Annotated in this window: 22 protein-coding genes, 1 tRNA gene and 1 pseudogene; 12 read left to right on the top strand and 12 right to left on the bottom strand. The window is 62.1% G+C overall.

The features are described from left to right. Positions 1-4: 4 nt before the first annotated feature. The 3 genes from NKH33_RS16115 to NKH33_RS16125 are packed head-to-tail and all read left to right on the top strand — an operon-like array spanning position 5 to position 2897. A complete protein-coding gene (locus NKH33_RS16115) occupies positions 5-922 on the top strand; it encodes a dihydrodipicolinate synthase family protein (protein WP_352817410.1) in 918 nt (305 codons plus the stop codon). Then, positions 919-1929 carry an ABC transporter ATP-binding protein gene (locus NKH33_RS16120; RefSeq protein ID WP_352920589.1) on the top strand — a complete coding sequence of 337 codons (1011 nt, stop codon included), beginning with the start codon at positions 919-921 and terminating at the stop codon, positions 1927-1929. The genes NKH33_RS16115 and NKH33_RS16120 overlap by 4 nt, the downstream gene beginning before the upstream one ends. Next, positions 1929-2897 carry an ABC transporter ATP-binding protein gene (locus NKH33_RS16125; RefSeq protein WP_352920547.1) on the top strand — a complete coding sequence of 323 codons (969 nt, stop codon included), beginning with the start codon at positions 1929-1931 and terminating at the stop codon, positions 2895-2897. Before NKH33_RS16120 ends, NKH33_RS16125 begins: the two co-directional genes overlap by 1 nt. Before the next feature lie 15 nt (positions 2898-2912). Here NKH33_RS16125 and NKH33_RS16130 read toward each other — a convergent pair whose 3' ends face one another. From NKH33_RS16130 to NKH33_RS16140, 3 genes are read right to left on the bottom strand one after another with little or no spacing between them, the layout of a single operon-like run. Further along, the gene (locus NKH33_RS16130; RefSeq protein WP_352920549.1) at positions 2913-3857 is read right to left on the bottom strand and encodes a haloacid dehalogenase type II; all 945 of its coding nucleotides are present in this window, start codon (positions 3855-3857) and stop codon (positions 2913-2915) included. Next, positions 3799-4119 carry a DUF167 family protein gene (locus NKH33_RS16135; protein WP_352470731.1) on the bottom strand — a complete coding sequence of 107 codons (321 nt, stop codon included), beginning with the start codon at positions 4117-4119 and terminating at the stop codon, positions 3799-3801. The genes NKH33_RS16130 and NKH33_RS16135 overlap by 59 nt, the downstream gene beginning before the upstream one ends. 13 nt (positions 4120-4132) lie before the next feature. After that, on the bottom strand, positions 4133-4423 hold the full coding sequence (locus NKH33_RS16140) for a YggT family protein (protein ID WP_023678162.1): 291 nt from the start codon (positions 4421-4423) through the stop codon (positions 4133-4135). A gap of 165 nt (positions 4424-4588) precedes the next feature. Here NKH33_RS16140 and NKH33_RS16145 point away from each other — a divergent pair. From NKH33_RS16145 to NKH33_RS16160, 4 genes are all read left to right on the top strand, one after another. Next, positions 4589-4664 (top strand) — tRNA-Ala (locus NKH33_RS16145). A gap of 251 nt (positions 4665-4915) precedes the next feature. Then, positions 4916-5374 carry a twin-arginine translocation signal domain-containing protein gene (locus tag NKH33_RS16150; RefSeq protein ID WP_352920552.1) on the top strand — a complete coding sequence of 153 codons (459 nt, stop codon included), beginning with the start codon at positions 4916-4918 and terminating at the stop codon, positions 5372-5374. Positions 5375-5494: 120 nt separating this feature from the next. Beyond that, the gene (locus tag NKH33_RS16155; protein ID WP_352920554.1) at positions 5495-8707 is read left to right on the top strand and encodes an AfsR/SARP family transcriptional regulator; all 3213 of its coding nucleotides are present in this window, start codon (positions 5495-5497) and stop codon (positions 8705-8707) included. A 223-nt stretch (positions 8708-8930) separates the two neighbouring features. Then, the gene (locus NKH33_RS16160) at positions 8931-10268 is read left to right on the top strand and encodes an LGFP repeat-containing protein (RefSeq protein WP_352540887.1); all 1338 of its coding nucleotides are present in this window, start codon (positions 8931-8933) and stop codon (positions 10266-10268) included. 129 nt (positions 10269-10397) lie between these two features. Here NKH33_RS16160 and NKH33_RS16165 read toward each other — a convergent pair whose 3' ends face one another. Then, positions 10398-10556 (bottom strand): hypothetical protein, encoded by a 159-nt coding sequence (locus NKH33_RS16165; RefSeq protein ID WP_352920556.1) that lies wholly within the window; start codon positions 10554-10556, stop codon positions 10398-10400. Between the two features lie 177 nt (positions 10557-10733). Further along, positions 10734-11567: an NAD(+) synthase gene (gene nadE / locus NKH33_RS16170; RefSeq protein ID WP_352920558.1), complete on the bottom strand. Its 834-nt coding sequence runs from the start codon at positions 11565-11567 to the stop codon at positions 10734-10736. 212 nt (positions 11568-11779) lie between these two features. On the opposite strand from nadE, the pseudogene NKH33_RS16175 reads away from it, so the two are divergent. Next, positions 11780-12176: pseudogene (locus tag NKH33_RS16175) on the top strand (transposase); the annotation flags it as partial. A 327-nt stretch (positions 12177-12503) separates the two neighbouring features. Here NKH33_RS16175 and NKH33_RS16180 read toward each other — a convergent pair. The 5 genes from NKH33_RS16180 to NKH33_RS16200 all read right to left on the bottom strand — a co-directional run bounded on the left by NKH33_RS16180 (position 12504) and on the right by NKH33_RS16200 (position 17234). Then, positions 12504-14558: a M3 family metallopeptidase gene (locus tag NKH33_RS16180; RefSeq protein ID WP_352920591.1), complete on the bottom strand. Its 2055-nt coding sequence runs from the start codon at positions 14556-14558 to the stop codon at positions 12504-12506. 171 nt (positions 14559-14729) lie between these two features. Further along, positions 14730-15242, bottom strand: a complete 513-nt coding sequence (locus NKH33_RS16185; protein WP_352920560.1) for a hypothetical protein — start codon at positions 15240-15242, stop codon at positions 14730-14732. A 195-nt stretch (positions 15243-15437) separates the two neighbouring features. Beyond that, positions 15438-15848 (bottom strand): nuclear transport factor 2 family protein, encoded by a 411-nt coding sequence (locus NKH33_RS16190; RefSeq protein WP_352470724.1) that lies wholly within the window; start codon positions 15846-15848, stop codon positions 15438-15440. Positions 15849-15858: 10 nt separating this feature from the next. Further along, positions 15859-16503: a carbonic anhydrase gene (locus NKH33_RS16195; protein WP_352451260.1), complete on the bottom strand. Its 645-nt coding sequence runs from the start codon at positions 16501-16503 to the stop codon at positions 15859-15861. A gap of 194 nt (positions 16504-16697) precedes the next feature. After that, the gene (locus tag NKH33_RS16200) at positions 16698-17234 is read right to left on the bottom strand and encodes a TetR/AcrR family transcriptional regulator (protein ID WP_352683701.1); all 537 of its coding nucleotides are present in this window, start codon (positions 17232-17234) and stop codon (positions 16698-16700) included. A gap of 149 nt (positions 17235-17383) precedes the next feature. Here NKH33_RS16200 and NKH33_RS16205 point away from each other — a divergent pair, with 149 nt between their 5' ends. Both NKH33_RS16205 and NKH33_RS16210 read left to right on the top strand, forming a co-directional pair. Beyond that, positions 17384-18661: an efflux RND transporter periplasmic adaptor subunit gene (locus tag NKH33_RS16205; RefSeq protein ID WP_502906734.1), complete on the top strand. Its 1278-nt coding sequence runs from the start codon at positions 17384-17386 to the stop codon at positions 18659-18661. Beyond that, entirely contained in the window at positions 18658-21744 is a 3087-nt protein-coding gene (locus NKH33_RS16210; protein ID WP_352613219.1) for an efflux RND transporter permease subunit, read from the top strand. Before NKH33_RS16205 ends, NKH33_RS16210 begins: the two co-directional genes overlap by 4 nt. Positions 21745-21791: 47 nt before the next feature. Here the strand turns inward: NKH33_RS16210 and NKH33_RS16215 are convergent, their stop codons facing one another. Beyond that, complete coding sequence (locus NKH33_RS16215; protein WP_352920562.1) at positions 21792-22256, bottom strand: L,D-transpeptidase; 465 nt, start codon at positions 22254-22256, stop codon at positions 21792-21794. 600 nt (positions 22257-22856) lie between these two features. Between NKH33_RS16215 and NKH33_RS16220 the strand changes: the two genes are divergently transcribed. Beyond that, positions 22857-23024, top strand: coding sequence for a hypothetical protein (locus NKH33_RS16220; RefSeq protein ID WP_352451255.1), 168 nt, complete (start codon positions 22857-22859; stop codon positions 23022-23024). Between the two features lie 76 nt (positions 23025-23100). Here NKH33_RS16220 and NKH33_RS16225 read toward each other — a convergent pair whose 3' ends face one another. Next, positions 23101-23787 (bottom strand): winged helix-turn-helix domain-containing protein, encoded by a 687-nt coding sequence (locus NKH33_RS16225; RefSeq protein ID WP_352920564.1) that lies wholly within the window; start codon positions 23785-23787, stop codon positions 23101-23103. Between the two features lie 46 nt (positions 23788-23833). On the opposite strand from NKH33_RS16225, the gene NKH33_RS16230 reads away from it, so the two are divergent. Next, positions 23834-24613 (top strand): response regulator, encoded by a 780-nt coding sequence (locus tag NKH33_RS16230; RefSeq protein WP_352920593.1) that lies wholly within the window; start codon positions 23834-23836, stop codon positions 24611-24613. The last annotated feature ends 31 nt before the right edge of the window (positions 24614-24644 follow it).

Here is a 24644-nt window from a genome sequence, read left to right on the forward strand (position 1 = left end):
CAAAATGCCCCTGTTTACCGGCGTCGTGCCACCTGTCGTCACCCCGCTCAATGCCGATTTCAGCATCGACTTTCCGTCGTTCACCCGCACCATCGAGAACCTGCTCGACGGCGGTGTTCACGGGCTGTTCGTGCTCGGCTCGACCAGCGAGGTGGTCTTCCACGACGAGGCGGGCCGCAGGGCCGTCCTCGAGCACGCGGTCAAGGTCAATAACGGCCGGGTTCCGATCTTCGCCGGGGTCATCGACCCGACGACCGACCGCGTCATCAACCACGCCCGGATCGCCAGATCGGCCGGCGCCGACGCCATCGTCGTCACCGCGCCGTTTTATACCCGCACCAGCCAGCCGGAGATCGGCGACCACTTCCGCTATATCAAGGATGCGATCGACATTCCGGTCATCGCCTACGACATCCCGGTCTGCGTCCACGTCAAGCTGGAGCGCAAGACCACGGTCGGCCTCGCCAGGGAAGGCGCCATCGCGGGCATCAAGGATTCCAGCGGCGACGACGGCAATCTGCGTTACGTGCTCAAGGACATGGCCGACGCCCCCGGCTTCTTCGGCATGACCGGCTCCGAGATCCTGGTCGACAGCGTGCTGGCGATGGGTGCGCATGGCGTCGTGCCGGGGCTCGCCAATGTCGACCCGCATGGTTATGTCAGGCTGTGGAAGCTGACGCAGGCGGGCCAGCATGCCGAAGCCCGCGTGGAGCAGGAGCGGTTGCTGAAACTGTTCGAGATCGTCTGGATCTCGCTCGGCAGGACCAGCGCCGGCTCGGCCGGCGTCGGCGCCTTCAAGGCGGCGATGAAGAGCCTCGGCATCATCGCGTCGAACACCATGGCGCGGCCGCAGCGCAGCCTGAACGACGAGGAAACCGCAAAGATCGACATGATCCTTCGCGATGTGGGGCTGCTCCGCTGAGCGCCATGCCGATCCTCTCGATTTCCGGCCTGCGCGCGGTGTTCCGCATCGCGGGGCGCGACATCGCGGCGGTAAGGGATGTCGACCTGACGATCGGCTCCGGCGAGACGGTGGCGCTTGTCGGCGAATCCGGGTCCGGCAAATCTGTCACCAGCCTGTCGATCATCGGCCTGTTGCCAAAGAGGGTCGGACATATCGCCGAGGGGTCGATCGCGCTGCGGCGCAAGAACGGCACGGTTACCGAGCTGACCAGCCTCGATGCCGAGTCGCTGCGCAAGATACGCGGCAATGAGATCGGCATGGTGTTCCAGGAGCCGATGACCAGCCTCAACCCGGTCTACACGATCGGCGAGCAGATCGCCGAACCGATCCGCATCCATCTCGGCAAATCGCACCGCGAGGCAGAAGCAGACGCGGTGCGGCTGCTGGAACGGGTCGGCATTCCCGATCCGAAGCGGCGGGCGCGGCAATATCCACACGAACTTTCGGGCGGGATGCGCCAGCGTGCCACCATTGCCATGGCCCTGTCCTGCGATCCTGGTTTGCTGATCGCCGACGAGCCGACAACCGCATTGGACGTCACCATCCAGGCCCAGATCCTCGATCTTTTGGCCGACCTGCAGGCGCAGCGCGGCATGGGCATCCTGTTCGTCACCCACAATCTCGGCGTCGTCGCCGAAATCGCCGACCGGGTGGCGGTGATGTATGCCGGGCGTATCGTCGAAACAGGTCCGGTGAGCGAAGTGTTCACCCGTCCGCGTCATCCCTATACGGCAGGGTTGATGCGCTCGGTGCCGCGGCTCGGCCAGGCCACGGCGCTGAAGGCGGCGGGAACGCCGCTGCCGACCATTGCCGGAAATGTTCCGTCGCTCGCCTTGCTGCCCAAGGGCTGTTCCTTCGCGCCGCGTTGCCCGATGGCTATCGCTGCCTGCCGCGCCGCGGTCCCGCCATTGTTTGGGGCGACGCCGACCCAGCAAAGCCGCTGCCTGCGTTGGGAGGAGCTCTGATGGCCGACGCCCCTTTCCTCGCTGTCAAAAACCTGACCAAGCATTTTGCGCCGACAGCGTTCTCGCGTGGCCCGGTGGTCAGGGCGCTGGAGGACATTTCCTTCGATGTCAGGCGTGGCCAGGTGGTCGGCCTGGTCGGCGAATCCGGGTCCGGCAAGACGACGATCGGCCGCTCGGTGCTGCGTCTGATCGAGCCGACATCCGGCCAAATCAACTATGACGGCACCGACATCACCAGGCTGGGTGCCGCCCAGTTGCGCCGCCAGCGCCGCAAGATGCAGTATATTTTCCAGGATCCCTTCGCCAGCCTGTCGCCGCGCATGACGATAGGGCAGATCCTCACCGAAGGCCTGGACATTCAAGGCATCGGCAAGAAGTCCGAGCGGCGGGCGAAGGCCGAGAAGGCACTTGCCGCGGTCGAGTTGCCGGTCGACGCCTATGACCGCTACGCCCATGAATTTTCGGGCGGCCAGCGCCAGCGCATCGGCATCGCCCGGGCGCTGACGCTCGAGCCGGAATTCATCGTTGCCGACGAGCCGGTCTCGGCACTCGACGTCTCGATCCAGGCGCAAATCATCAATTTGTTGCGCGACCTGCAGCTCCGGCTCGGCCTGACTATGCTGTTCATTTCGCACGATCTGGCCGTCGTCGAGTACATCTGCGACACGGTCATCGTGCTCTATCTCGGGCGCATCATGGAGATTGCGCCGGCGGCCGAGCTTTATGCCCGGCCGCAGCATCCCTACACGCGCGCGCTGCTGTCGGCCATTCCGTCGCTCGATCCGCTGGCCAGGCAAGACCGACAAGTGCTCAAGGGCGATATTCCAAGCCCGGCAAACCCGCCGTCGGGCTGCGTTTTCCGGACCCGTTGCCCGTTCGCGCTGGAGGCTTGCGCCGGGGCTGTACCGCCACTGAGGGCGACAGCCGACGGCCATCTGAAGGCCTGCATTCGCGACGACATCGCTTAGGTTGCTGGCCTCTGCCTACGGGAGGACTTGGGCGAGATGGACAAGGTCGTCGGCCACAAAGTCCCAGTTCTCAAGAGGCGAGAGATCGGTCGTCTGCGCCGGGCCATGCTCTTTTGGCCGAGCAACAAAGGCGGTTCCGATACCGCACCTTCGTGCCGCAGCCAGGTCGTCATTATGCGCGGCGACCAACACGGCCTCCGCAGGTCGCACCTCCAGGATCTCCACTGCGCGGAGATAAGCCTGCGGCGCAGGCTTGTAGGTGCCGAACACATCCGAGCCAAGGACGGTGTCCCAAGGCAGGCCGGCGCGCTTGGCCATATCCAGCAACAGCCGGGTATTGGCCCCTGACAAGGGCACGATGATGAAGCGTTCCTTTAGCCTCGCAAGGCCTTTCAGCGAATCGGGCCACGGCTCCAGCCGGTGCCAGGCGAGGTTGAGTTCCTCAAGTTCGGCGGTCGGCAGCTCGGATGGGGCCAGCCCGAACTGGACGAGGGTGGCGTCCAGATTCTCCCTGTTGATTACGTCAAGTGACACGAAAGGCCGCTGCCCCGTCCGCACCGCCTCGGTCGAGGCGTCATAGCGCGACGCCCACGCATCGGCGAATTCACCGGGATCGACCTGCTCTGCACCAACTCGCGCGAGGAAGGCGCCGGCCTCCCTTGCGATACCGCTGCGCCAATCAACGACGGTTCCCAGAACATCGAAGAATAGGACTCGAGTAGTGGTCATTGAGCTTTCCTCCGACCTCATTGAAACGTCGCCGACGCCAACCCATATGCAATGCGCGTCGGATGTTTCCTCCCATTCGTCCGGCGCGTTCCCCTCTGAAGGTTTTCGACCTTCACATCTGGCCGGGCTTTGCAGCCCGGCCTTTTTTTGCGGGTAAGTGAGCCAGCCGAGATCATGGCGCAGGTGTGCCCAGCGTATCGATGCGTTTCGCCAGCGCCGCGGGATCGCCAAGCACGCGCAGCGTCTTCAGCCGAGCTGTGCCGCCGGCAGCGATCGAGACGCCCGATGCCGGCACGCCAAGCGCCTTGGCTACCAGCCTTTCCAGCGCTCGATTGGCGGCTCCGTTTTCCGGCACGGCGCGGACGCGAGCCTTCAGATGGCTTCGTCCATCCGCCGATGTTTCGATGCCTTCCAGCCTGTCCATCGCTGATTTCGGCGTCAGCCGGACAAACAGGTCGATGCCGTCGGCGCGCGTGCGGAACGGCGCACTCATGGACGCCCTGGGCTCAGACGACCAGCGAAAGCACGGTGGTGAGCAGGAACTGCCGGATGAAGAACAGGATCAGCAGCAGGATGATCGGCGAGATGTCGATGCCGCCGAGGTCGGGCATGAAGCGGCGGATCGGCCGAAGCGCCGGCTCGGTCAGCCGATAGAGCATGTTGCTGATGGTGTCGACGAACTGGTTGCGAGAGTTGACGACGTTGAAGGCGTAGAGCCAGGAAAATATCGCCGAGGCGATGATGATCCACCAGTAAAGGTCAAGCGCCATGACAATGGTCTGAATGAGGGCGATCATGCCGGTCTCCGATTGCTGCCGACATGTAGCCACTGTAGGTGAAAGCGGCAAGAGCCGTCTTCCGCCGCATGGGCGAGGGCGCACGAACGGCCGAACGGCATTTCGGCAGCAAGCGCAGCCTTGACAGGAAACCGCAGCGGCCGATAAAAGCCCCATCCGCTGGACGGGGCTGTAGCTCAGCTGGGAGAGCGCGTCGTTCGCAATGACGAGGTCAGGAGTTCGATCCTCCTCAGCTCCACCAGCGGATTTTTCTCGAACCCTTGCCTGGATGAATTCCAAGGAAGTCCTCCTTGGATTCACGGCGTCTCTCAGACGAAGCTCGCGAACGCATTGCAGGCCTGCTGGCGGCTTGGCACTATCGTTGCCGGGTGGATGGGTGGATTCACATCGGCGACGTAAAGACCCTCTACACCAGTAGCTTATGCGGCCTATTGCCACTGCGCCTCGTCCTTGCCAGACTTGGTCCGTCTTCAAAACCGAGGGGAATTCACCATGACCAGCACGACAAGGCGTGATTTTGTAGGTCTTACAGGAATGGCAGCGACTGCCCTGGCCGGCGCTGTTGCAACACGAGCTACCGCTGCGGAAAGCGTCGTATCGCCATCGTTCGATGAGGTTCTTCAAGAGTACAATCAAAACAACACAGAAAGGACTAGATCAAAGCTGGCGATCTATGTGGTCCTTTCTCATCTGCACGCCAGTCTCGAGGAGGAATTTAGCGACCTTGGGCTAGAGCTGCCTTTAGGGAAAAAGGTCTTGCCATCGAACCTGCCGGCCAATTTCGCCGACGCGCAGGTTGCACCCCTTCCTTGGCTCTTCAAGCCCTCGGAAGTTACCGACCACGAACGAAACGGCTATGCGGCGATTGCAATGCGAATGAACGCAGTGATGGCAAGACACACCGCCGACGTGAGTGTCGGGGTTTCGCATATCATGTCGCACAAGGGATAACCGCGACCTTGCCGGCGAGAACGGCACGTCAGGCGAGCACAACGCCGGCCGGCGATTTGTTGTTGCGGGCGAACCGATTACCTGTTTTGGCGAGGCGACTGCGCTGCGAGAGTCCTCACAATGGATAAATACTTCCGGGACGCGCCGCGCGAGATAGCAAAGCTCTCGGCACCCCGGCCAGTGGGAATTGTCAGCCGTCCGCGCGTAGTGGCGCTGCTTTCGCAGGCCCTCGACAGCGGTGCATGCTGGCTGGCGGCGCCTGGTGGATACGGCAAGACCACCGCGGTGATCGACTTTCTGGAACACGGCGGGCGGGAACAAGGCGGGCTGAAGCAAGGCGAGTCGGCGTACAACTGGTATCGGGTCGACACCGAGGACCAGGACGTTGCGCGCCTTTTCCACTATCTGACGCTGTCGCTCGACGGCAGGCATGCCGGCATGCCGGTCTTTGGTCCGGAATATGCCGACAATTCCGACGATTTCGCGCGGCTGTTCTTCCGCACCTATTTCTCGCGGCTTGATCCGGGCACGATCCTGGTCCTCGACGATCTGCATCGTGCCGATGCGCCAGGCTTTCGCCGGACGCTGGCGATCCTGTTGCGCGAACGCCCCAACACTGTCCGCTGCATCTGCACATCGCGGATGCTGCCTGAGGGCGACGTCGCCGACCTCGTGCTGTCGGGACAGTTGCCGGTGCTCAACCAAACGCTGCTGGAGTTTTCGCCTGGGGAGGCTCGCAACCTCGTCACCGCCCGCTCGCAATCGCCGTCCGAGGTCGGCGACATTTCGGAGGCGCGCGGCTGGGCGGTGGGCCTTCTCCTGCTGGCCAACGCCGGAATGTACTACCCGCTTTCGCAGACCGGCCTTGCCGGGGGCGCCGGCCTTCGGGAGATTGTCGGACGTTATTTCCTGCGCGACATCGCGCCGGAGGACCAGGATCTGCTTATCAGGCTCAACGTTCTGCCGGAGATCAGCACGGAGCTTGCCGATGCGTTCCTGGGCTCGCCGCAGGCTGCTCGCCTGCTGGTGCGGCTGCAGCATCGCCAGCTGCTGATCACGCGCGACGGTCCGGGCGGCGCCGCCTTCCAGCTGCATGACTTGTTGCGCGAATACCTTGCCGGCCTACTGGACCGGCGCGTGACGGAAGCGGACCGTTCCAGGCTGCGCGAGCAGGCAGCAAAGGTCCTGCACGAGGCAGACAAAACCGACGCGGCAATCGTGCTGGCGTTGCAGGCGGGCGCCTGGCCGCTGGCACGCCAGCTCATTCTGGAGTGCGCTAACGGCGTTCTCACGCAAGGGCGCAGGGCCAGCTTCGTCGAATGGTGCAACAGGCTGCCCCCCGACCAGATGGACGGGTGGGTCCATTATTGGCTGGGCGTCGCCTTCGCATCGGACGATGCGAAGGCCGAACCGCACTTCTCCAAGGCATGGCAAGCATTCGAGAACACCGACATGCGCGGCCAATGCCTGACGGTCGCGCGGGCGGTCGTAGTCAAGACCGCCAGTTGGCGTACGCATGAGGGGCTGGCGGATTGGACGCGCCGAGCCTCACAGCTTCTTGCCAGGGGATTGCCGGAGTTGGATCCGGAGGAACTCATGATGGTCAGGCTCGGCATCCTGCGGGCCGTCGATTTCGCCGAACCTGGCGAATTCGACGCCCATGACGCGAAGCGCCTCGTGAATGATATCCAGCAGCGCCTGACACATCTGCCGATCGAGGATTCGGTCGAGTTGCGCCTGCTGGCAAGCGAAGCGCTCATCGACTACGCGACCTCGTCGGGGCAGCGCGACATTTTTGCCAATGCCGTGGACAGCGTTGCCGCCGATCTCGAACATCCGGATATCCCGCCGCTGGTGCTCGGCATGTGGCTGGTGTCCTTTGGCTCGGCCAGCGGCCGTTACTTCCCCTATTCGCGGCGCGGTTTTGTCTATGCCTCGGCCGAGGATGCGTTGCGACGCGCAACGGCGATAGGCGAGCAGCACGCCTTGCGGGGCGTCGAGTTCAGCGCGCTCTATCAGCTTCAATTGCTGATGAAGCTTCACAACAGGTTCTCGGAATTCAATGCGCTCGTCTCTCGGCTGGGCGAGATCGCGGACAGCAGGTTCACAACCCAGGTCGCTGTAGTCGCCGACTGCCACGCGGCGATGCACACGCGCAACGGCGACTTCGTCAAGGCTTATCTCGACTGCGATGCCTTCATGGATTCGATCGAGCGGGCGAATGAGCCGATGATCGAACGCTGGCCGCATTACGTCACCAAATACCAGGTCCTGCTGGCCGATCGGCGTCCAGCGGAGGCCATTGCGCTACTCCAGGAGATCGTCGAAAGGCTGAGCGGCGGCCCTCGCCAGCGGGTCGAGCTCAACATTCTGGCCGCTCGGGCCCTGGAGCAGAAGTGGAAAGGCGGCGCGTCCTATGGCACTCGTCTGGCTGAATTCATGGAGGTGTTGCGCCAGGTCAACCCCTCCGCAATCCTGCTCAACCTGCCGGACCTATTGGCCGATCTGGTCGCCGATGCGCTGGAGCGAAAGATCGACGTCGATCTCTGCCGCCGCGTCGTTCGGGCGCGATATCTGGTCCCGCCCTCTGGCCGACCCGTCCAGTGGCCTTGGCCGCTCAGGATCCACTTGATGGGAGGCTTCCGCCTCGAGATCGATGGTGCCGAGGTCGCGCCCGGTGCCAAACCTACCCGCGCTCTCGACATATTGCGCATTATCTGCCTGTCGAGGGATCAGGTCTGTTCGGTGGAAACCCTGCAGGATTGGCTCTGGCCCGACCTCGACGGCGACCAGGCCAAAGCGGCCTTGGAGCAGGCGCTGCATCGTCTGCGCAAATTGCTCGGGCAAGGCGAGCTCGTAACGCTGAGAGAGGGCCGTTTGCGGCTCGCTGCCGACAAGGTCTGGATCGATCTGCAGGATTGGGAAGACCGGCTGAAACCCGTTCTGTCGGGCCAAAGAGACAGCGCAATCGAGGAGCAGGAGAAACTGCTGGAAGGCTTTGTCGGCCCGCTTTTCTCGAATGGCCCGACGCCCGCCTGGTCGAACGCCGCGGCCGACCGGGTGCGGGACGGGTTGGTCGAGCTTGCCGTGCGGGTCGCCAAACACTGGCAGAGCCAAGGCAACGCAGATCGGGCACGCCAAGCGTGCCGGCGTGCGCTCGATTTCTACCCGGAATCGGCCAAACTCCATGGCACGCTCATCCAGGAGAGCCTCTCCAGAAACGACCATGCCGGCGCCATCGAGGATTACCGGCGCTATGAACGCGCGCTCGCTTCGACCGGCGATGACGAGCCCTCGCCTTTGCTGCGTTCGCTCGTGCGCCCGCTTCTCTAGACCGGTCATCGTTTCACCGAAACGCCGAACCGCTCTATCTCTTTATTTTTGCGCAATTCCGGACGGAAAACCGTTCCACACTTTTCCTGGAATTGCTCTGGCGCAGCTCGGAACTCTGTAAGCCGTCCGTAAGTCGCGGTCTGGGAACCTCGGCTCGTCGATCAAAACCGATCGCCGGAGGCCTGAAGCCCCCGATACCAACACTCACAGGAAGGAAAAGGTCATGCCGTATACTGCCAGAGCAACTTCGAGAGTGCGTGCCGGCACCATCCGGGCTGGAGCCACAAGACTTTCCGACCAGCTCAGGATCGGGCCTTGGTCGCTCCTCTCGCCCGAAGCTGTCATACAGCAAAAGTACAACTCCCTTGGAGGCGCCGGCTTCGCCGAGATCGACAGGAAGGACACTGGAAAAGCCTGGTATCTCAAGAACGGCTCATGCATTTGTTACAACGATGCCATGCACGACGCCTTTGAGATCCATGGCGAAATCTACAGGAAGTGGATTGCGCTTGGCGGTCTCGCGTGGGGCATTCCCTGCACCGACGAAACCGGAACTCCCGACGGCGTCGGCCGATACAATCACTTCAACAACAATACCGCTTCGATCTACTGGACACCGAATACCGGTGCTCAAGCGATTTGGGGGGCAATTCGCGGCAAATGGGCAGCAATGGGCTGGGAGCGCTCGGTTCTCGGCTATCCGGTCACCGACGAAACCGGAACTCCCGACGGCGTCGGGCGCTACAACCATTTTGCCAATGCCGGCTCGATCTACTGGACACCGAACACAGGAGCCAACGTGGTGTACGGTGACATCCGCAAGAAGTGGGAGAGCCTGGGCTGGGAACAGTCATATCTGGGATATCCCACGACCGACGAGACCGAATTTGCCGATGGTGGCCGTGCCAATCTGTTTGAAAACGGCGGCATATACTGGTGGCCCGACACCGGCGCGATCGACCTTCGAGATGTCGTCGTCCACTATACCGGCCTCCATTGCTTCGGCGAGACCGACTGGGATCAGGGATCGAGTGCGGACGAACCCTATGTCATCGTCAGCGTGACAACGCCACAGATCGCCGACACCAAGCGCAGCCAGGTCTATGGCGACGTCGATGCCGGAGATACAAGACCCGACCTTATGGAAATCTATCGAGGCAAGCCTTACGGCATCAATATCGGCACGGTGCTGATGGAAAACGATTTTGGCGACCCCAACAAATACAAGGACGAGGTGCAGAAGATCGTCATGGGCGTCCATACGGCGGGCACGCTCGCTTTGGGCCTCATTCCGGTGGCAGGACCTATCATTGCCGCGATAGCCGGCCCGGCCCTGGGATCCTTGATGCCATCGATCGGCGGCGCCATCAGCGATCTCTTCGATTGGGGCGATGACAGGATCGGGAGCGCGACAGTAACCATCTCCGCAAAACAGATGGTGTTGCTCGCGGCACGCACGAACAATACCACCTTCAGCGGGATTGGGTTCAAGGTGGAAACGCCCCTGATTTCCGGCGATGGGGCTTCCTACAAAGCCTATTTTGGCTTTGTGCCTGCCTAGGCCAATCGCCCTGGCAAAAAAGCTTGCCGGGACAATCAACTTACCAGCCCCGCCTTCCGTTGGCGGGGCTGCCAGTTCGCGACAGAGAGTTTTATTGCCCTGGTACCTCTGCACAGAGGATTTGATGGGTTAGCTGAGCTGTAGCCTGGGTAGGCTTTCGGGTTCGACGAGCAGTTCGATATTGCGCGCGAGGCCGGGTTGCCTGCGGATCAATCCGCTGAGCGCCGCCTCCAGGCCTATCTCCACGAAGCGCTTGGTGCGGTAGACCGTGGAGCCGCCGACCACCACCGTGGCGGCGATGGCCCGTCGCCCAGGCCGGCATTGGCAGCGAGCAGGATCTGGGCCCGCTTGGAGCTGACCGAGCACGGACAGCTGTCGCGCGAGACTCGCGGCTGCCAAATGGCGGAAGCAATCTCCACGAGGCGCTGACCACGAAGCGGAATCATGGAACTGTTGCCCGTGCCGTCATGGCGAGAGTGTTAGCGCAATCGCTGTCACCGGAAGCGCGCGCTTATGTGCCGTGCTGGAATGTACATGAAGAATCCGCGTTCGCGCGGCCTCGTCGATTTCCTTGCCTTCGAGAAAATCGTCGATTTGTTCATACGTGACGCCATATGCATCCTCGTCAGGACGAAGCGGGACAAGGTTCTCCAGGTCGGCGGTCGGGATCTTGTCGACGAGTTCGGGCGGAGCGCCCAGATGCGCGGCCAAGGCTCGCACCCTGCGTTTGTTTAGCCCCGAAAGAGGAAGGATATCGGCGGCGCCGTCGCCGAACTTGGTGAAGAAGCCCATCAGTGCCTCGGCCGCATGGTCGGTGCCGATGACCAGTCCTCGGCTGGCACCGGCGAGCGCGAACTGGGCAATCATGCGCTGACGCGCCTTGATGTTGCCAAGCAAGAAATCCTCGCGGCCGGCGTCGCCGAACTCGACACCAGCCCGCTTGATCGAATCCAGCATTGCGTCGGCAGCCGGCTTGATGTCGACCCGGCACACTTCGTCCGCCCCTATGGTGTCCAAAGCCCGCTGGGCGTCGCTCTCGTCGGCCTGGTTGCCATACGGGAGCCGAACGGCCAGGAATTTGGCGTCGTATCCAGCCGTTCGCAGTTCTTCGACGGCTCGTTGAGCCAGAAGGGCCGCGGCGAGTGAATCCACCCCGCCGCTGATCCCCAGCACATAGGTGCTGAGGCCCGATGCACGCAGATACGTGCCGAGAAAGTCGATACGCCGGCGTGCTTCCAGCGCGACGTCAACACTGGGAGCGACACCCAACGCGTTGATAATCATTTCCTGTTCGGTCATTGGCAGTGGGTGCTCCTGATATTACAGCATTCCGTCTAGTAACTCTGCACAGAGGATTCGGCGGGTTCGATAGTTGTAGCGTGGGTAGGATATTGGGTTCGACGAGCAGTTCAATGCTGCGCGCGAGGCCGGGTCGCCTGCGGATCAATCCGGCCCGCTCGAGGATGAGCACCATCTTATGGACAGAAGGCGCGGTGACACCGACCTTGCATAAGGTCAAGGTCACCGAGCGCGCAGCACAAGACTTTGCCACTGCATGCGCGACCTCCTCGATATTCATTACCCCCAGGCCGACCGCGTCAGGGTGGTGCTCGTTAGTCTGCCGACCCACACGCCGCGCTCTATCAGGCCCTGCCGGCGTCAGAGGCGCGACGCATCCTGCGACGGCTGGAGTTCCATGACACGTCCAAACACGTGAGCCGGCTCAACATGGTCGAGATCGAGATCGGCATCCTGCGTAGCCAGTGCCTCGACCGCCGCATCGAAAGTGGCGACAGCCTGTTTGCCGAGATCGCCGCTTGGGAAAACCCGCGAGGCGCCAGCGGCGCCCGCATCAACGGGATGTTCTCGACCGAACAGGCCCGCCTCAAATTGGCCAAAGCCTATCCTATCCAAAGCCCACCGCCAACGAGTCATAATCCCTGTGCAGAGCCACTAGTAGTCGTCGCAAGGCGCGGTCCGGATGCGGCAGCGGCCGATCAGCATAGCGGGCAAGCTGTCGTTGCCTACCCCCGCACAGCCCGTAGCGCCGCCATGAACGCGGCTCCTTCGGCCGGAACGATGGAGACCGCATTAAGTGCAGTCACCTCAACGACGCGAACGGCCAACGGGGCCGAGCGGGACCGGCGGAAACCGGATCAGGCGGTGCGCAACCCGACGCCATGACAGCCGACATCAATCAGGATGGAAAGGAACGGTGACAAGAGCGGGCATGCATCACACCAGCCCGCGCTTGGCCATCATCGCTTCCGGGGAAGGCATCTTGCCGCGGAAGGCGGTGTAGAGTTCTTCCGGGTCCTTTGAACCGCCGGCGGCGTAGATGTTCTTGCGCAGCCGCTCGGCCAGCGCCGGATTGAAGGGATCGCCTGTTTCCTCGAAGGCGGCGAACGCGTCGGCGTCAAGCACTTCCGACCACATGTAGGAGTAATAGCCGGCAGAATAGCCATCGCCGGCGAAGATATGGCCGAAATGCGGGGTGCGGTGACGCATGGCGATGGTGTCAGGCATGTTGAGTTTTTCGAGCGTTTCGGCTTCGAAACGAAGCGGCTCCTGCGCCGCATCCGACCGCGCATGGTAGGCCATGTCGACCAAGGCCGAGGCGGTGAACTCGACCGTGGCGAAGCCGGCGCCGAAGGTGCGCGCCGCCAGCATCTTGTCGACCAGCGCCTTTGGCATCGGCTTGCCGGTCTTGACATGCAGCGCATGCTTTTCCAGTACCGCCGGCACCGTCAGCCAGTGTTCGTAGAGCTGCGAGGGCAGCTCGACGAAATCGCGGCTGACCGAGGTGCCAGCGACCGATGGCCAGGTAACGTCGGTCAGCATGCCGTGCAGCGCGTGACCGAATTCGTGGAACAGGGTCTTGGCCTCGTCGACCGACAGCAAGGCTGCCTCGCCGGCCGGCGGCTTGGCGAAATTCATGATGTTGTAGATGACCGGCTTGGAGCCATCGCCAAGCTTGTAGCCGGATTTCAGCGCGCTCATCCAGGCGCCGGAGCGCTTCGAAGGCCGCGCGAAATAGTCGGCGAGGAACAGGCCGCGCTCGCTGCCGTCGGCATTCTTCACGACGAAAACGCGAGCGTCCGGATGCCAGGTGGCAATGCCCTTCTTTTCTTCGAAAGAAATGCCGAACAATCGTGTTGCCACGTCGAAACAGGCGTCGATGATGCGGTCTAGCTGCAGATACGGCTTCAGCTCGGCCTCGTCGAAGGCGAATTTCTCTGCACGCAGCTTCTCCTGATAGAAGCGCCAGTCCCAGGCAGCGAATTTCTCGTTGCTGCCGGCCTCGACCGCCAGCCGCTGCAATTCGGCCTGGTCGCTTGCGGCCTTTTCCACCGCCTTTTCCCAGACCGGATCGAGCAGCGCGTGCACCGCCTCCGGCGTCTTGGCCATGGTGTCGTCGAGCTTCAATGCGGCGTAGGAAGCATAGCCGAGCAGCTTCGCCTTCTCGGCGCGCAGGCGCAGCATGTCGCGCACCACTTCCGTGTTGTCGGTAGCGCCGCCATTCTGACCACGCATGATGAAGGCGCGGAACGCCGTCTCGCGCAGGTCGCGGCGTTCTGAGAAGGTCGAGAACGGCTCGTAGATCGAACGCGACAAAGTGACGGCGTAGCGGCCCTTCTGGCCGCACATCTCGGCGGCTTCCGCCATCGAGCTTTTCAGGAATTCCGGCAGGCCGGCCAGGTCGGCCTCGTCGAGGAACAACGCCCAGTCGCGCTCGTCGGCAAGCACGTTCTGGCCGAAATTGGTGCCGAGCGACGACAATTCCTCGTTGATCGAGGCCAGCCGCTTCTTGCCTTCGGCGTCGAGCCTGGCGCCGGAGCGGACGAAGTTTTTCCAGGTCTTTTCCAGCACCCGCAGCGTTTCGGCATCGAGCTTCAAAGCCTCGCGGCGCTGATAGAGATCGTCGATGCGGGCAAACAGTCGCTCGTTCATCGAAATCGCCGAGTAATGCCGCGACATCTTTGGCGAGATGTCGCGCTCCAGCGCCTGGATCGCCTCATTGGTGTGGGCGCCGGCGCGGCACCAGAAGATCGAGGAGACATGGTCGAGCGCCTCGCCGGCAAGCTCGAGCGAGGCAAGCGTGTTTTCGATCGTCGGCGTCCCGGTGTTGCCGGCAATCGCCTCGATCTCGGCCTCATGCGCCTTCAGGGCCGCGTCGAAGACCGGAGAAAAATCGCCGTCGCCGATGCGCGTGAAATCGGGCAGGCCGAACGGCCCTTGCCATGCGGTCAGCGGATGGGCGGCGAGGTCGACGGTTGACGGCATGGGCAAACTTTCGCTGGGTGGGCGGGAGAAGCGGATCGTCACCGATGTAAGGCGCCGGCCCGTTGCGCGCAACAGCACGCCTGGTTAACGCCGATGCGTGCCCACGACTCGTATGCGAACCAGGATGCCCACTCGCGCGCAGTGCAGCAAAAAGTGCACTGTAACGGTAATTCCCATCTATAATAATCTAAAATCCATGGTCTCGTTGTAAAATTCAGGCATCATTTCGTTTCCGAGATAGATGACGCTTCCGTGACTATTTCTAATTTTATTTAGGTTAGACTTAGACAACTTGAAAACACGACTAAAGTATGCGTCGTATGCTTTCCTCATATCGCCTTCCGCCCAGTCTAAACTATAGTACATTCTGCCAGGCAACATTACATCGCCGCGCCACAGATTTATATCATATTCAAGTACCGGAGATAATCTTGAACTAACTTGCAAACATCTATTTTCAGCGTCACGCTCAAGGACTATGTTGTTTAAAAAATCCTTTAACGATATCAGAACTCTTCTGTTTTTAAAAGACCGTTCTTCTTCTCGGATGGGCTCCCAAAAAATGGGGGTATCGCCATCTTCGATGGACGGCTTGACGAATACTATATTCTCAACACCCTTGGACAAGGCATGGTTGAAAACGATTTCATCTCTGTGCGACAGGAAAAGATTGAATTGCTTGCCCATCATTGCCCTCCAACACATAAGATTTCGAATTCCGATAATAGTGCACTTTTGCAGGGCGCGACCGTCGTTGTGAGTGGATTGACCGCATGGCTTGTCGCATTGGCGTTCCCACCTGCGTAACCACGTGACGTGGACAGGTCCGAATTGACGCCGGCAATTCCAGCGCCTATCCCCCGAGAAGCTCAAGACCAAATTTCGTCAGTAGCCGTCGCAGTTTTCGGCGATCGCGGCTTGCGAACTGGCGGTGATCTGGTCGTTGGCGACTGCAAAGGTCTCCTGCATCAGCATGTCGTTGCTGGGAAAATCATAGCAGGCGATCACAGTGGTGACGCCGCCCTCCGTCTTCTCGATCCGGTGGCGGATTTCGGCCCCGGCGACGGCGCCCTGCCACTCGGCGATCGAGGCGATGAATTCCTGCTTGCTTTGCACGACGCCGAGGTCGTCGAGCTTGATGCGGACGTTGTCGGCGAGCAGGTCCGACAATTCGGTGCGGTCGGCGATCAGTAGTGCCGAATACCAGCGGTCGATGATCGCGCTATCATCGGCGCGGGCGACAGTTATCGGGCACAGCAGTGCCGCCGCCGCGAACGCGATCCGAGCTCGCACCATGCCTCGTCTCCTACTCCGTCTCCGGCCGCTCGAAATCGCCGGTTTCCTTGTTCATCACCCAAAGCTCGCCGGTCGAAATATCGAACCAGGCACCGTGCAGCGACAGTCGCCCCTTGCCTTCGAGGATCGAAACACAAGGGAAGGTACGCAGATTGGCGATGGAATAGCGGATCGAGATGCGCTCCAGCGCCGTCTGGCGCTCGGTCGCGGTCATGAAGGTGCTGGACGATACGGTCTCGGCCGCGGGCGCGATCAGGCTCATCCACTTGCCGATGAAATCGCCCGGCGACAAGGGTGCGGCCGTGGTGTCGAGTGCCGCGCGGATGCCGCCGCAGCGGCCGTGGCCCATCACCACGATGTTCTTGACCTTGAGGCTCTGCACGGCAAATTCGAGCGCCGCCGATGTCGAGTGGAACTGATCGTCTGGCGCATAGGGTGGCACCAGATTGCCGACATTGCGCAGCACGAACAGCTCGCCCGGCCCGGCATCGAAGATCGCTTCGGGCGCGGCCCGCGAATCGCAGCAGGCGACGATCATCGTTTCCGGTGCCTGGCCCTCTCGCGCCAGCGAGCGATAACGGCCGCTTTCGGTGAGATAGCGGCCGCTCATGAAACTGCGGTAGCCGGTGAGAAGATGCTCGGGAAGATGGGGCATGGGCAGCGGTGGGAGCCTTTCCGGGTTGAAGGCAGCTCGGTTCAATCCCGAAAGGCTCTAGCGCATCGGCCCGAAAATCGGAACCGATTTTCGGAAAGCGGAATGGCGTGGTTTCGACGTACCAGCCCGTGTTTTGACACGGGTGAACGAACGCCGCCATTAATCGGCCTCAGAACCGCAGATTGGCGGTTCGACTATTCCGCGATGTCCAGCAGGGTCGATATCAGCAGCCGGCGCTCTTCGGCGGAGAGAATGTCCGAATCGAACAGGTTCATGCTGCGCAGCCCTTCGATGGCGAGATAGCAGACCAGCAGCGCCTTGAGGTTCGGCGTCTCCTGCTTCAGCCGCTCGAATAGCTGCCGCCTGAACGATTTTATCGGCGTCAGGAAATCGGGATCCTCGGCAATCGCCGAAAATATCCAGGATGCCGACGGTTTCGATTCCTCGGCATGCTCGGCCGACAGCTTGATGTAAGTTGCAAGCGGGCTTTCGCCGTTGACGCCGGCCGTGCGGGCGGACTCCAGGGCCTGCTCGAAGGCGCGCAGGTAATCCTCCACCAGCGCCTGCATCAATTTCGCCTTGGTCGGGAAATTGTAGAGAAGACCGCCCTTCGACACGCCGGCACGGCTGGCGACCGCATCCAGCGACAGGCTGCCAGGACCCGTCTCGCGCGCCACGGCGGCGGCGGCGGCGAGGATCTTCTCGCGCGAATTTGCTCTGCGGGCCTTCATCAAGCGTTCCCCATTCATTAGCTTAGGCGGAATTGACAAGACCGTCCAGACGGTACAGTAAGATCGCCGTCATTTGAAATTGGGACCAGGCACAGGTATGTGTTCCGCTCATCCGACCGTTATGCTGGGCCGTGGCCGAGGGACTGTTCGTGATCAAGCGCTTCATCATCGCCTTCATTCTGCTCGTGCTGGTGTGCGGCGGCATCGTCGGCTTCAACCTGTTTCGCGACAATGCGATCAAACAGTTCTTCGCCACCATGAAGCCGCCGGCCGCGACGGTGTCGACGGTCATCGTCAAACCGATGTCCTGGACGCCCGGCATCGAGGCGATCGGCACTGTCAGTGCCGTACGCGGTGTCGACCTCACGGTCGAAACCGCGGGCATCGTCAAGGACATCCTGTTCCATGCCAATCAGAAGGTCGCCGCCAACGCCGTGCTGCTGCAACTCGACGATGAAGTCGAGCGAGCCGACCTCGTGGCATCGAAGGCGCAAGCCACATCCGACCAGACCACGCTGATGCGCGCGCTTGAGCTGCAGAAGCGCGGGGTGGGCACCGATGCTACGCTCGACACGGCGCAGGCAGCAGCATCGGTCTCCGCCGCGCAGGTAAACAAGCTGCAAGCGGTGCTCGACCAAAAGCAGTTGACGGCCCCTTTCAAGGGTACCGTCGGTATTCCGAAAATCGACCTTGGCCAGTATCTCACACCCGGCACCGCCGTGGTGACCTTGCAGGACATGGATACGATGCGTGTCGATTTCACCGTACCGGAGCAGCAGCTTCCGCAGCTGAAGATCGGACAGACGGTGCGGTTGGGCGTCGGCGGCGGCGACATGCCGTTCACCGGCAGCATCCGCGGCATCGATCCGAAGATCGACCCGACCAGCCGGCTGGTGACGGTGAGGGCGGAGGTCGGCAATCCCGAAGGCAAGCTGACGCCCGGCCAGTTCGTCCAGGTGCGCGTCGAACTGCCCGCGGAGAACGACGTGCTGGCGCTGCCGCAGACGGCGCTGACTTCCAGCCTGTACGGCGACTTCGTCTTCGTGGTGCGCCCGGCCAAATCCGCCGAAGCCAACGGCGCGGCACCCGAGGCAAAGCCGGAAGAAAAGCCGGCTGCAGATGCTGCCAAGCCCGCAGCCGAAGCACCCGCGGCAAAACCCGACGAAAAGCCGGCTGCTACCCCAGCCAAACCGGCAGAGGAAGCCAAGCCGGCAGCGGAAGAACAGAAGCCGCAGCTCGTGCTAGCCCAGGTGTTCGTCAAGCCAGGCCGCCGCAACGCCGGCCTGGTCGAGATTCTGGAGGGCATCGCGCCCGGCGACGAAGTCGTTACCGCCGGCCAGAACCGGCTCTCCAACGGAATGTCCGTTGCCGTCGACAACACGATCGATCCGAGCAAGCCAGGGAACCAGCAGGCAGCCCAGCAATGAGCTTTTCCGACCTCTTCATCCGCCGCCCGGTCCTTTCGACCGTGCTTGCCTGCATGATCCTGCTTCTGGGTTTTCAGGGAATCTTCAACCTTTCGATCCGGCAGTATCCAGAGGTTGAAGAAACGGCCATCACCATCACCACGGCCTATCCCGGCGCCAGTGCCGACCTGATCCAGGGGTTCATTTCCGCGCCGATCGCGCGTGCCGTCGCTTCGACCGAAAACATCGATTATGTCACGTCGTCGAGCCGGCCGTCCTCCAGCACCGTGACAGTGCAGATGAAGCTCGGCTCCGACCCCGACGTCGCGCTGAACGAAGTCTTGTCGAAGGTGCAGAGCGTTCGCGGCGATCTGCCGGACGAAACCAAAGACCCGGTGATTGTCAAGGGCACCGGCCAGCAGTTCGCGATGATGTACATCTCGATGCAGAATCCGAACATGACGCCGGAACAGCTCACCGAATACATCGAGCGCGTCGTGCGGCCGCGTATCTCGACGGTCGAAGGCGTCGCCGACGTGCAGATCTTCGGCGCAGCCGAATATTCGATGCGGGTCTGGATCGACCCGATCAAACTGGCGGCGCGCGGCGTGACCGCGGCGGAAGTGCTGGCCGCCATCAACGAATCGAATTTCCTTTCCGCGCCCGGCGACACCGAAAACGAATATGTGGTTTCTTCGATCACCGTTCGCTCTACGCTGCAGACCCCGGAGGCTTTCGCCGCCCTTCCACTCCGGTCGAAGGACGGCAATGTGGTGAGATTGCGCGACGTGGCCCGCGTCGAACTCGCCGCGGCGAACACCGACACCAGGGTCAGCTTCAACGGCAAGCCCGGCATCTTTCTCGCTATCTTTCCGACGCCGGCCGCCAATCCGCTGACCACTGCGGCGGCAATCCACAAGATTGTGCCGACCATCCAGGAGACGCTGCCGCTCGGCATGACGATGGAGATCGTCTACGATTCCACCGAGCAGATCAGCGCGTCGATCGAGGAGGTATTCAAGACCATCGGCGAGGCGGTCGCCATCGTCATCGTCGTCATCCTGCTCTTCCTCGGCTCGTTCCGCTCGGTGCTGATGCCGATCGTGACCATTCCGCTGTCGCTGATCGGCGTCTGTTTCCTGCTGTTTTCGGTGGGCTATTCGATCAATCTTTTGTCGCTGCTGGCCATGGTGCTGGCGATCGGACTTGTCGTCGACGATGCCATCGTGGTGGTGGAAAACATCCACCGCCACATGGAGGAAGACGGCTTGTCGCCGATGCAGGCGGCGTTCAACGGCATGCGCGAGATCTCGTCCGCCGTCGTCGCCATGACGATAACATTGGCCGCCGTGTTCGCGCCGCTGGCCTTCACCGGCGGCCTGACAGGCGCACTGTTTCGCGAATTCGCGGTGACGCTTGCCGGCTCGGTGGTGCTTTCGGGTGTCGTCGCCCTCACCATCACACCGATGATGTCGGCACGTATCCTGAGGTCCGGCTCGCACAGCCGCTTCCAGCGCATTGTCGACAATACGTTCGGGCGCGTCGAACACATCTATGAGCGGCTCGTCACCGGTTCGTTGAACTATCGCCCGGTGACGCTGATGATCGTCCTCGCGCTGGTCGCCACGACCGGTTTCATGTTCACCAAGACCGCGAGCGAACTGGCGCCGGAAGAGGACCAGGGTTTCCTGCTTTCGCTGGTGACCGCGCCGCGGTACGCGACGTCGGACTATACCGAAACCTACGTCAATCAGATACTCGGCCTGGTCAAGGATCTGCCTGAGACGCGGGCACAGTTCTCGGCGGTCGCCTTCGGTGGTGGCCAGACGAACAGCGCTTTCGTCGGCTTTGCGTTCAAGGACTGGGCTGACCGCACGCGCAACTCGAAGGAAATCCAGCAAGACATTACGGGCCGCCTGAGCAAGGTGGCGGGCGTCGAAGCTTTCGTCTTCGCGCCGCCGACGCTGCCCGGCTCCGGCGGCGGCCTGCCGATAACGATGGTCGTGCGCTCGACCGGCGACGCCTCGCAGGTGTACGAGGCGGCCGAAGACATCAAGAACAAGGCGCAGGCATCCGGCCGCTTCATCGTCGTGCAGAATTCGATGACCTTCGACGCGCCGCAAGTGACGGTGACGATCGACCGCGACCGCGCCGCGGCACTCAACCTGCCGATCGCCGACATCGGCCGGACGCTGACGCTCCTGGTCGGTGGCGCCGAAGTGGCGCAATTCGACCGCGAATCCAACAGCTACGACATCATCCCGCAGGTGCCGCAGAGCTTTCGCGACAACCCTGAAAAACTGGGCGAGTATTTCGTGCGCAGCGTATCGGGCGAGATGGTGCCGCTCTCGGCGGTGGTGAAGATCTCGACCAACGCGTCGCCGGCCGCCATCGAGCAGTTCAACCAGCTCAACTCGGCGACGATCTCTGCCTTGCCGCGGCCCGGCATCACCACCGGGGATGGGCTACAGGCGATCGAGGACATTGCCAAGCAAAGCCTGCCCGACACCTTCTTCATCGACTATACCGGTCAATCGCGGCAGGAGAAGGAACAGGGCTACACGATCATCATCGCCTTCGCGGCGGCGGTGCTCGTCATCTATCTGGTGCTGGCGGCGCAATTCGAAAGTTTCCGCGATCCGCTGATCATCATGATGGCGGTGCCGCTGTCGATCTTCGGCGCGATCGTGCCGCTTAATGTCGGGCTCGGCACGCTCAACATCTACACCCAGGTCGGCTTGATCACGCTGATCGGCCTGATCACCAAGCACGGCATCCTTCTGGTCGAGTTCGCCAACCAGCAGCGTGAAATGCACGGCATGCGGCGGCGCGATGCGATCATCGCGTCGGCCAGGGTGCGGCTGCGGCCGATCCTGATGACGACGGCGGCGATGGCGCTCGGCGTGGTGCCGCTGATCATCTCCAGCGGCGCTGGTGCCGCGGCACGCTATTCGATGGGCCTGGTGATCTTCACCGGCATCCTGGTCGGAACCATGTTCACGCTGTTCGTGGTGCCGATGTTCTACACCTTTGTCGCCAGCAAGGACCTGCCGCATCACGCCGAAAAGCCGGATCCGAAGCTGATGCCGGTAATGCCGGATTAGATTGCGCTAATATCCGGCCCTTGCCTGGGAGCGACGAGAAGCATCGCTCATTTAACGATGACGATGCTGGTGTTGGCCGGGCCGAAGACCTCGACGAGCTGGTAGAAATCGGCGGCGTTGTCCGGATGCAGACGCACGCAGCCATGCGAGGCTGGCTGGCCGAGGCGCTTGATGGCGCTTGTCGCATGTACGGCGTAGCCGCCGCTGAAGAACACCGAATGCGGCATCGGGGCGTTGTCGTATTTCTTCGAATACCAAATTTCATGCATGCGGGTCGGCTTGAACGAACCGGTCGGCGTGACGTGCGTCCTGTCGCCGGTCGAGCCTTTCCAGGCGAATGTCGGCCGGCCGTCGACCAGGATTTCCATGGTCTGCTGCGATAGCGACACACGCGCGACGATCTTGTTGGCGGCGGCGTGGGCTGCGCCGTTGCCGGCACTGACAAGCAAGGCAGTACCGGTGATGACGGCGGCGGCGATGTTGATGAGCTTGGCGGAAATGGCAGTCCACATGATGTCTCCCCTATTCTGCCGGTCGGGACCGGCTCAATTCGATGACCGGCTTATCGGGGCGTCATGTTTCAAGCCGATTTCGCTAGATGCTCGTTTGTGTTTCGATTCTGTTTCCCCTGGTTAACAGAAAAGGTCCGCGCAAAGCAGCTTGCAGTTGCACGACGTCGTCATGACGGTGGCGTGTTTGCCTAGGCGGATCGGCCAAACCGCGGCGCGAATACGCGATTGCCTTTCGTTTGATAGGAAGTCACCTGACTCCGAAACCGAGCTGCAACAAAGCGCAGCCTCGGCGGCATGATCCGGATACAGCGAACAGGCAAAGTTGACCTAACGAAAACAGCGGTCAACGAACGATCGGAAGCCAACGCTGTTTTCGCTACGGTCTGGATTGGTCTGGACAGTTTCCAGCCTGCGCGTCGACCGGCTCAAGCCCCTCTGGCGGGGGCGGCTTAGGGCCGTTGAGGATGCGCGGCGCCTCCGGCAACTTGCAGCCGAGAGGACCGAAGGCCCGCGCCGCAACGGGGGGCTCCGCTGGCGGCGCGGGCGCTTCGGGGGTTCCCCTGAAGTGCCCGTAAATTCCAATTTTGAGGAACGAACAGGATGAAAACGAAATTCGCCGCTTCCGTGCTTTCCGCCCTGCTTTACGTGCAGGGGCTGCTCGGCATTGCCGGCCTCGCCACCGTGCTGCTGAAGGAACGTGCCCATGCCGGCGAGGTCAGTACGAACAGTGACATGCTGTCCGGCCCGTCGCTTCTCGTGGTGCGCTGAAGAGCATCGGACCCCAAAGTGGAAACCGGTTTTGGGAAAATCCGATGCTCAAGAGAAGAGGGTGGCCGTCCTGCCTTCAATCGGCGAATTGCGTCGGCGGATCGAACCGGTAACCCGCACCCCGTATGGTGGTGATGGTTTCGGTATCGAGCTTGCGGCGCAGCCGCACGATGCGCGAATCGATCGACCGATCGAAGGCTTCGGCATTTTCGGCGGGCGCGGCGGCGATGATGTCGTCCCGCGTCAGCACCTTGCGTGGGCTGGCCAGGAACAGCCTGAGCAGCGCCACCTGCCCAGGGGACAGCTGTTCTTCCGTGCCCGAGCGGTGCATGACGATGGCCGATCGGAGATCGACGGTCGCGTTCTCCAGCACGATCAGTTCCCCGGCGCTCCTGCCGCGCCGAGCCAGAAGGCCGCCGACGCGAGCGGCAAGCTCCCTGATATTGAGCGGGCTTTCGACGACGTCGGCGGCGCCGAGTTCGAGCGCCAGAACCTTGTCGACCAGATCGGCCGGGCGACAGATCAGGATGAAATCCGGTCCACCTTCGCCGCCATGTCGCCTGAGCAGGTCGCGCCCCTCCGCCTGGCTGACGCTGTCGCCGACAACCACGACATCGATACCCTTTTCCGAAAGCAGCGATTCGGCCTCCCACGGCTGTCGCGCCGCGCGGACGTCATGACCGCGCCGCTCGAGATGATCGGCGAGATCGGTCGCAATTACTTCAGCGACGGAAACAAGCGCGATAACGGATCGTGCAGCCATGTTTTTCTACCCCGCATACGGCAACCCAAGAAGAGTGCTGGACATCATGTTTATACCCAATCTACTTTCCACTGAAAGCGGGAGCGAAAGCATCGTGCAGGCACGAATTGTCATCGTCGAGGACGAGCCCGACCTGAGGGATGCGGTCGCCGAGTATCTCGGCGCAAGCGGCTACTATGTGGCCACGGCCGAAAGTGCGGCGGCGGCGCGCGACCTTTTGGAAACCCAGTCCTTCCATCTGGCCATTCTCGACATCGCCATGCCGGGCGAGGACGGCCTGTCGCTCGGCCGCTGGATGCGGTCGAAAATGCCGATCGGCATCATCTATGCGACGGCCGCCGGTACCGCGCTCGACCGCATCGTCGGACTGGAGCTCGGCGCTGACGATTACATCGTCAAGCCTTACGAATTGCGCGAAGTGTTGGCCAGGGTGCGCAGCGTGCTGCGTCGCGTTCCTGAGCCGACCGAGCCACAAAAGGCCAAGGCTGAAACATCCGGCGGCCGCCGGTCCGTGAGCTTCGGACCCTTTCACGCCGATCTCGACGGCAGGCTCGTCACCGGCGCCAACGGCGCGGTCATCGACATGGCCAAGAGCGAGTTCGACGTCCTGGAGGTGTTCCTGACGCGCGCCAACCGGCTGTTGACGCGGGCAGCGATCTCCGAGGCGATCGGTTTCGTCGAGGACCCGGAATCGTCCCGCGCGGTCGACATCCGCATCATGCGGCTGAGAAAGAAGATCGAAGCGGACCCGGCCAACCCGAAATTCCTGCGCACGGTGCGCGGCGAAGGCTATATCTTCTCGCTGCCGGCCGGTGAAAATAACTGAGGCCTGGCGGCTTGAGCAAGCCAAGGCCAGG

Source organism: Mesorhizobium sp. M1182 (assembly GCF_040318335.1).
Lineage (GTDB): Bacteria > Pseudomonadota > Alphaproteobacteria > Rhizobiales > Rhizobiaceae > Mesorhizobium.

Bases quoted from the DNA above. Each gene is read 5' to 3' on its own strand.
- NKH33_RS16195 (WP_352451260.1), bottom strand. From the start codon at position 16,503: ATGCCCCATCTTCCCGAGCATCTTCTCACCGGCTACCGCAGTTTCATG.
- NKH33_RS16155 (WP_352920554.1), top strand. From the start codon at position 5,495: ATGGATAAATACTTCCGGGACGCGCCGCGCGAGATAGCAAAGCTCTCG.
- NKH33_RS16215 (WP_352920562.1), bottom strand. From the start codon at position 22,256: ATGTGGACTGCCATTTCCGCCAAGCTCATCAACATCGCCGCCGCCGTC.
- NKH33_RS16160 (WP_352540887.1), top strand. From the start codon at position 8,931: ATGCCGTATACTGCCAGAGCAACTTCGAGAGTGCGTGCCGGCACCATC.
- NKH33_RS16210 (WP_352613219.1), top strand. From the start codon at position 18,658: ATGAGCTTTTCCGACCTCTTCATCCGCCGCCCGGTCCTTTCGACCGTG.
- NKH33_RS16125 (WP_352920547.1), top strand. From the start codon at position 1,929: ATGGCCGACGCCCCTTTCCTCGCTGTCAAAAACCTGACCAAGCATTTT.
- NKH33_RS16115 (WP_352817410.1), top strand. From the start codon at position 5: ATGCCCCTGTTTACCGGCGTCGTGCCACCTGTCGTCACCCCGCTCAAT.
- NKH33_RS16185 (WP_352920560.1), bottom strand. From the start codon at position 15,242: ATGATGGGCAAGCAATTCAATCTTTTCCTGTCGCACAGAGATGAAATC.
- nadE (WP_352920558.1), bottom strand. From the start codon at position 11,567: ATGACCGAACAGGAAATGATTATCAACGCGTTGGGTGTCGCTCCCAGT.
- NKH33_RS16150 (WP_352920552.1), top strand. From the start codon at position 4,916: ATGACCAGCACGACAAGGCGTGATTTTGTAGGTCTTACAGGAATGGCA.
- NKH33_RS16200 (WP_352683701.1), bottom strand. From the start codon at position 17,234: ATGAAGGCCCGCAGAGCAAATTCGCGCGAGAAGATCCTCGCCGCCGCC.
- NKH33_RS16225 (WP_352920564.1), bottom strand. From the start codon at position 23,787: ATGGCTGCACGATCCGTTATCGCGCTTGTTTCCGTCGCTGAAGTAATT.
- NKH33_RS16220 (WP_352451255.1), top strand. From the start codon at position 22,857: ATGAAAACGAAATTCGCCGCTTCCGTGCTTTCCGCCCTGCTTTACGTG.
- NKH33_RS16140 (WP_023678162.1), bottom strand. From the start codon at position 4,423: ATGATCGCCCTCATTCAGACCATTGTCATGGCGCTTGACCTTTACTGG.
- NKH33_RS16190 (WP_352470724.1), bottom strand. From the start codon at position 15,848: ATGGTGCGAGCTCGGATCGCGTTCGCGGCGGCGGCACTGCTGTGCCCG.
- NKH33_RS16230 (WP_352920593.1), top strand. From the start codon at position 23,834: ATGTTTATACCCAATCTACTTTCCACTGAAAGCGGGAGCGAAAGCATC.
- NKH33_RS16135 (WP_352470731.1), bottom strand. From the start codon at position 4,119: ATGAGTGCGCCGTTCCGCACGCGCGCCGACGGCATCGACCTGTTTGTC.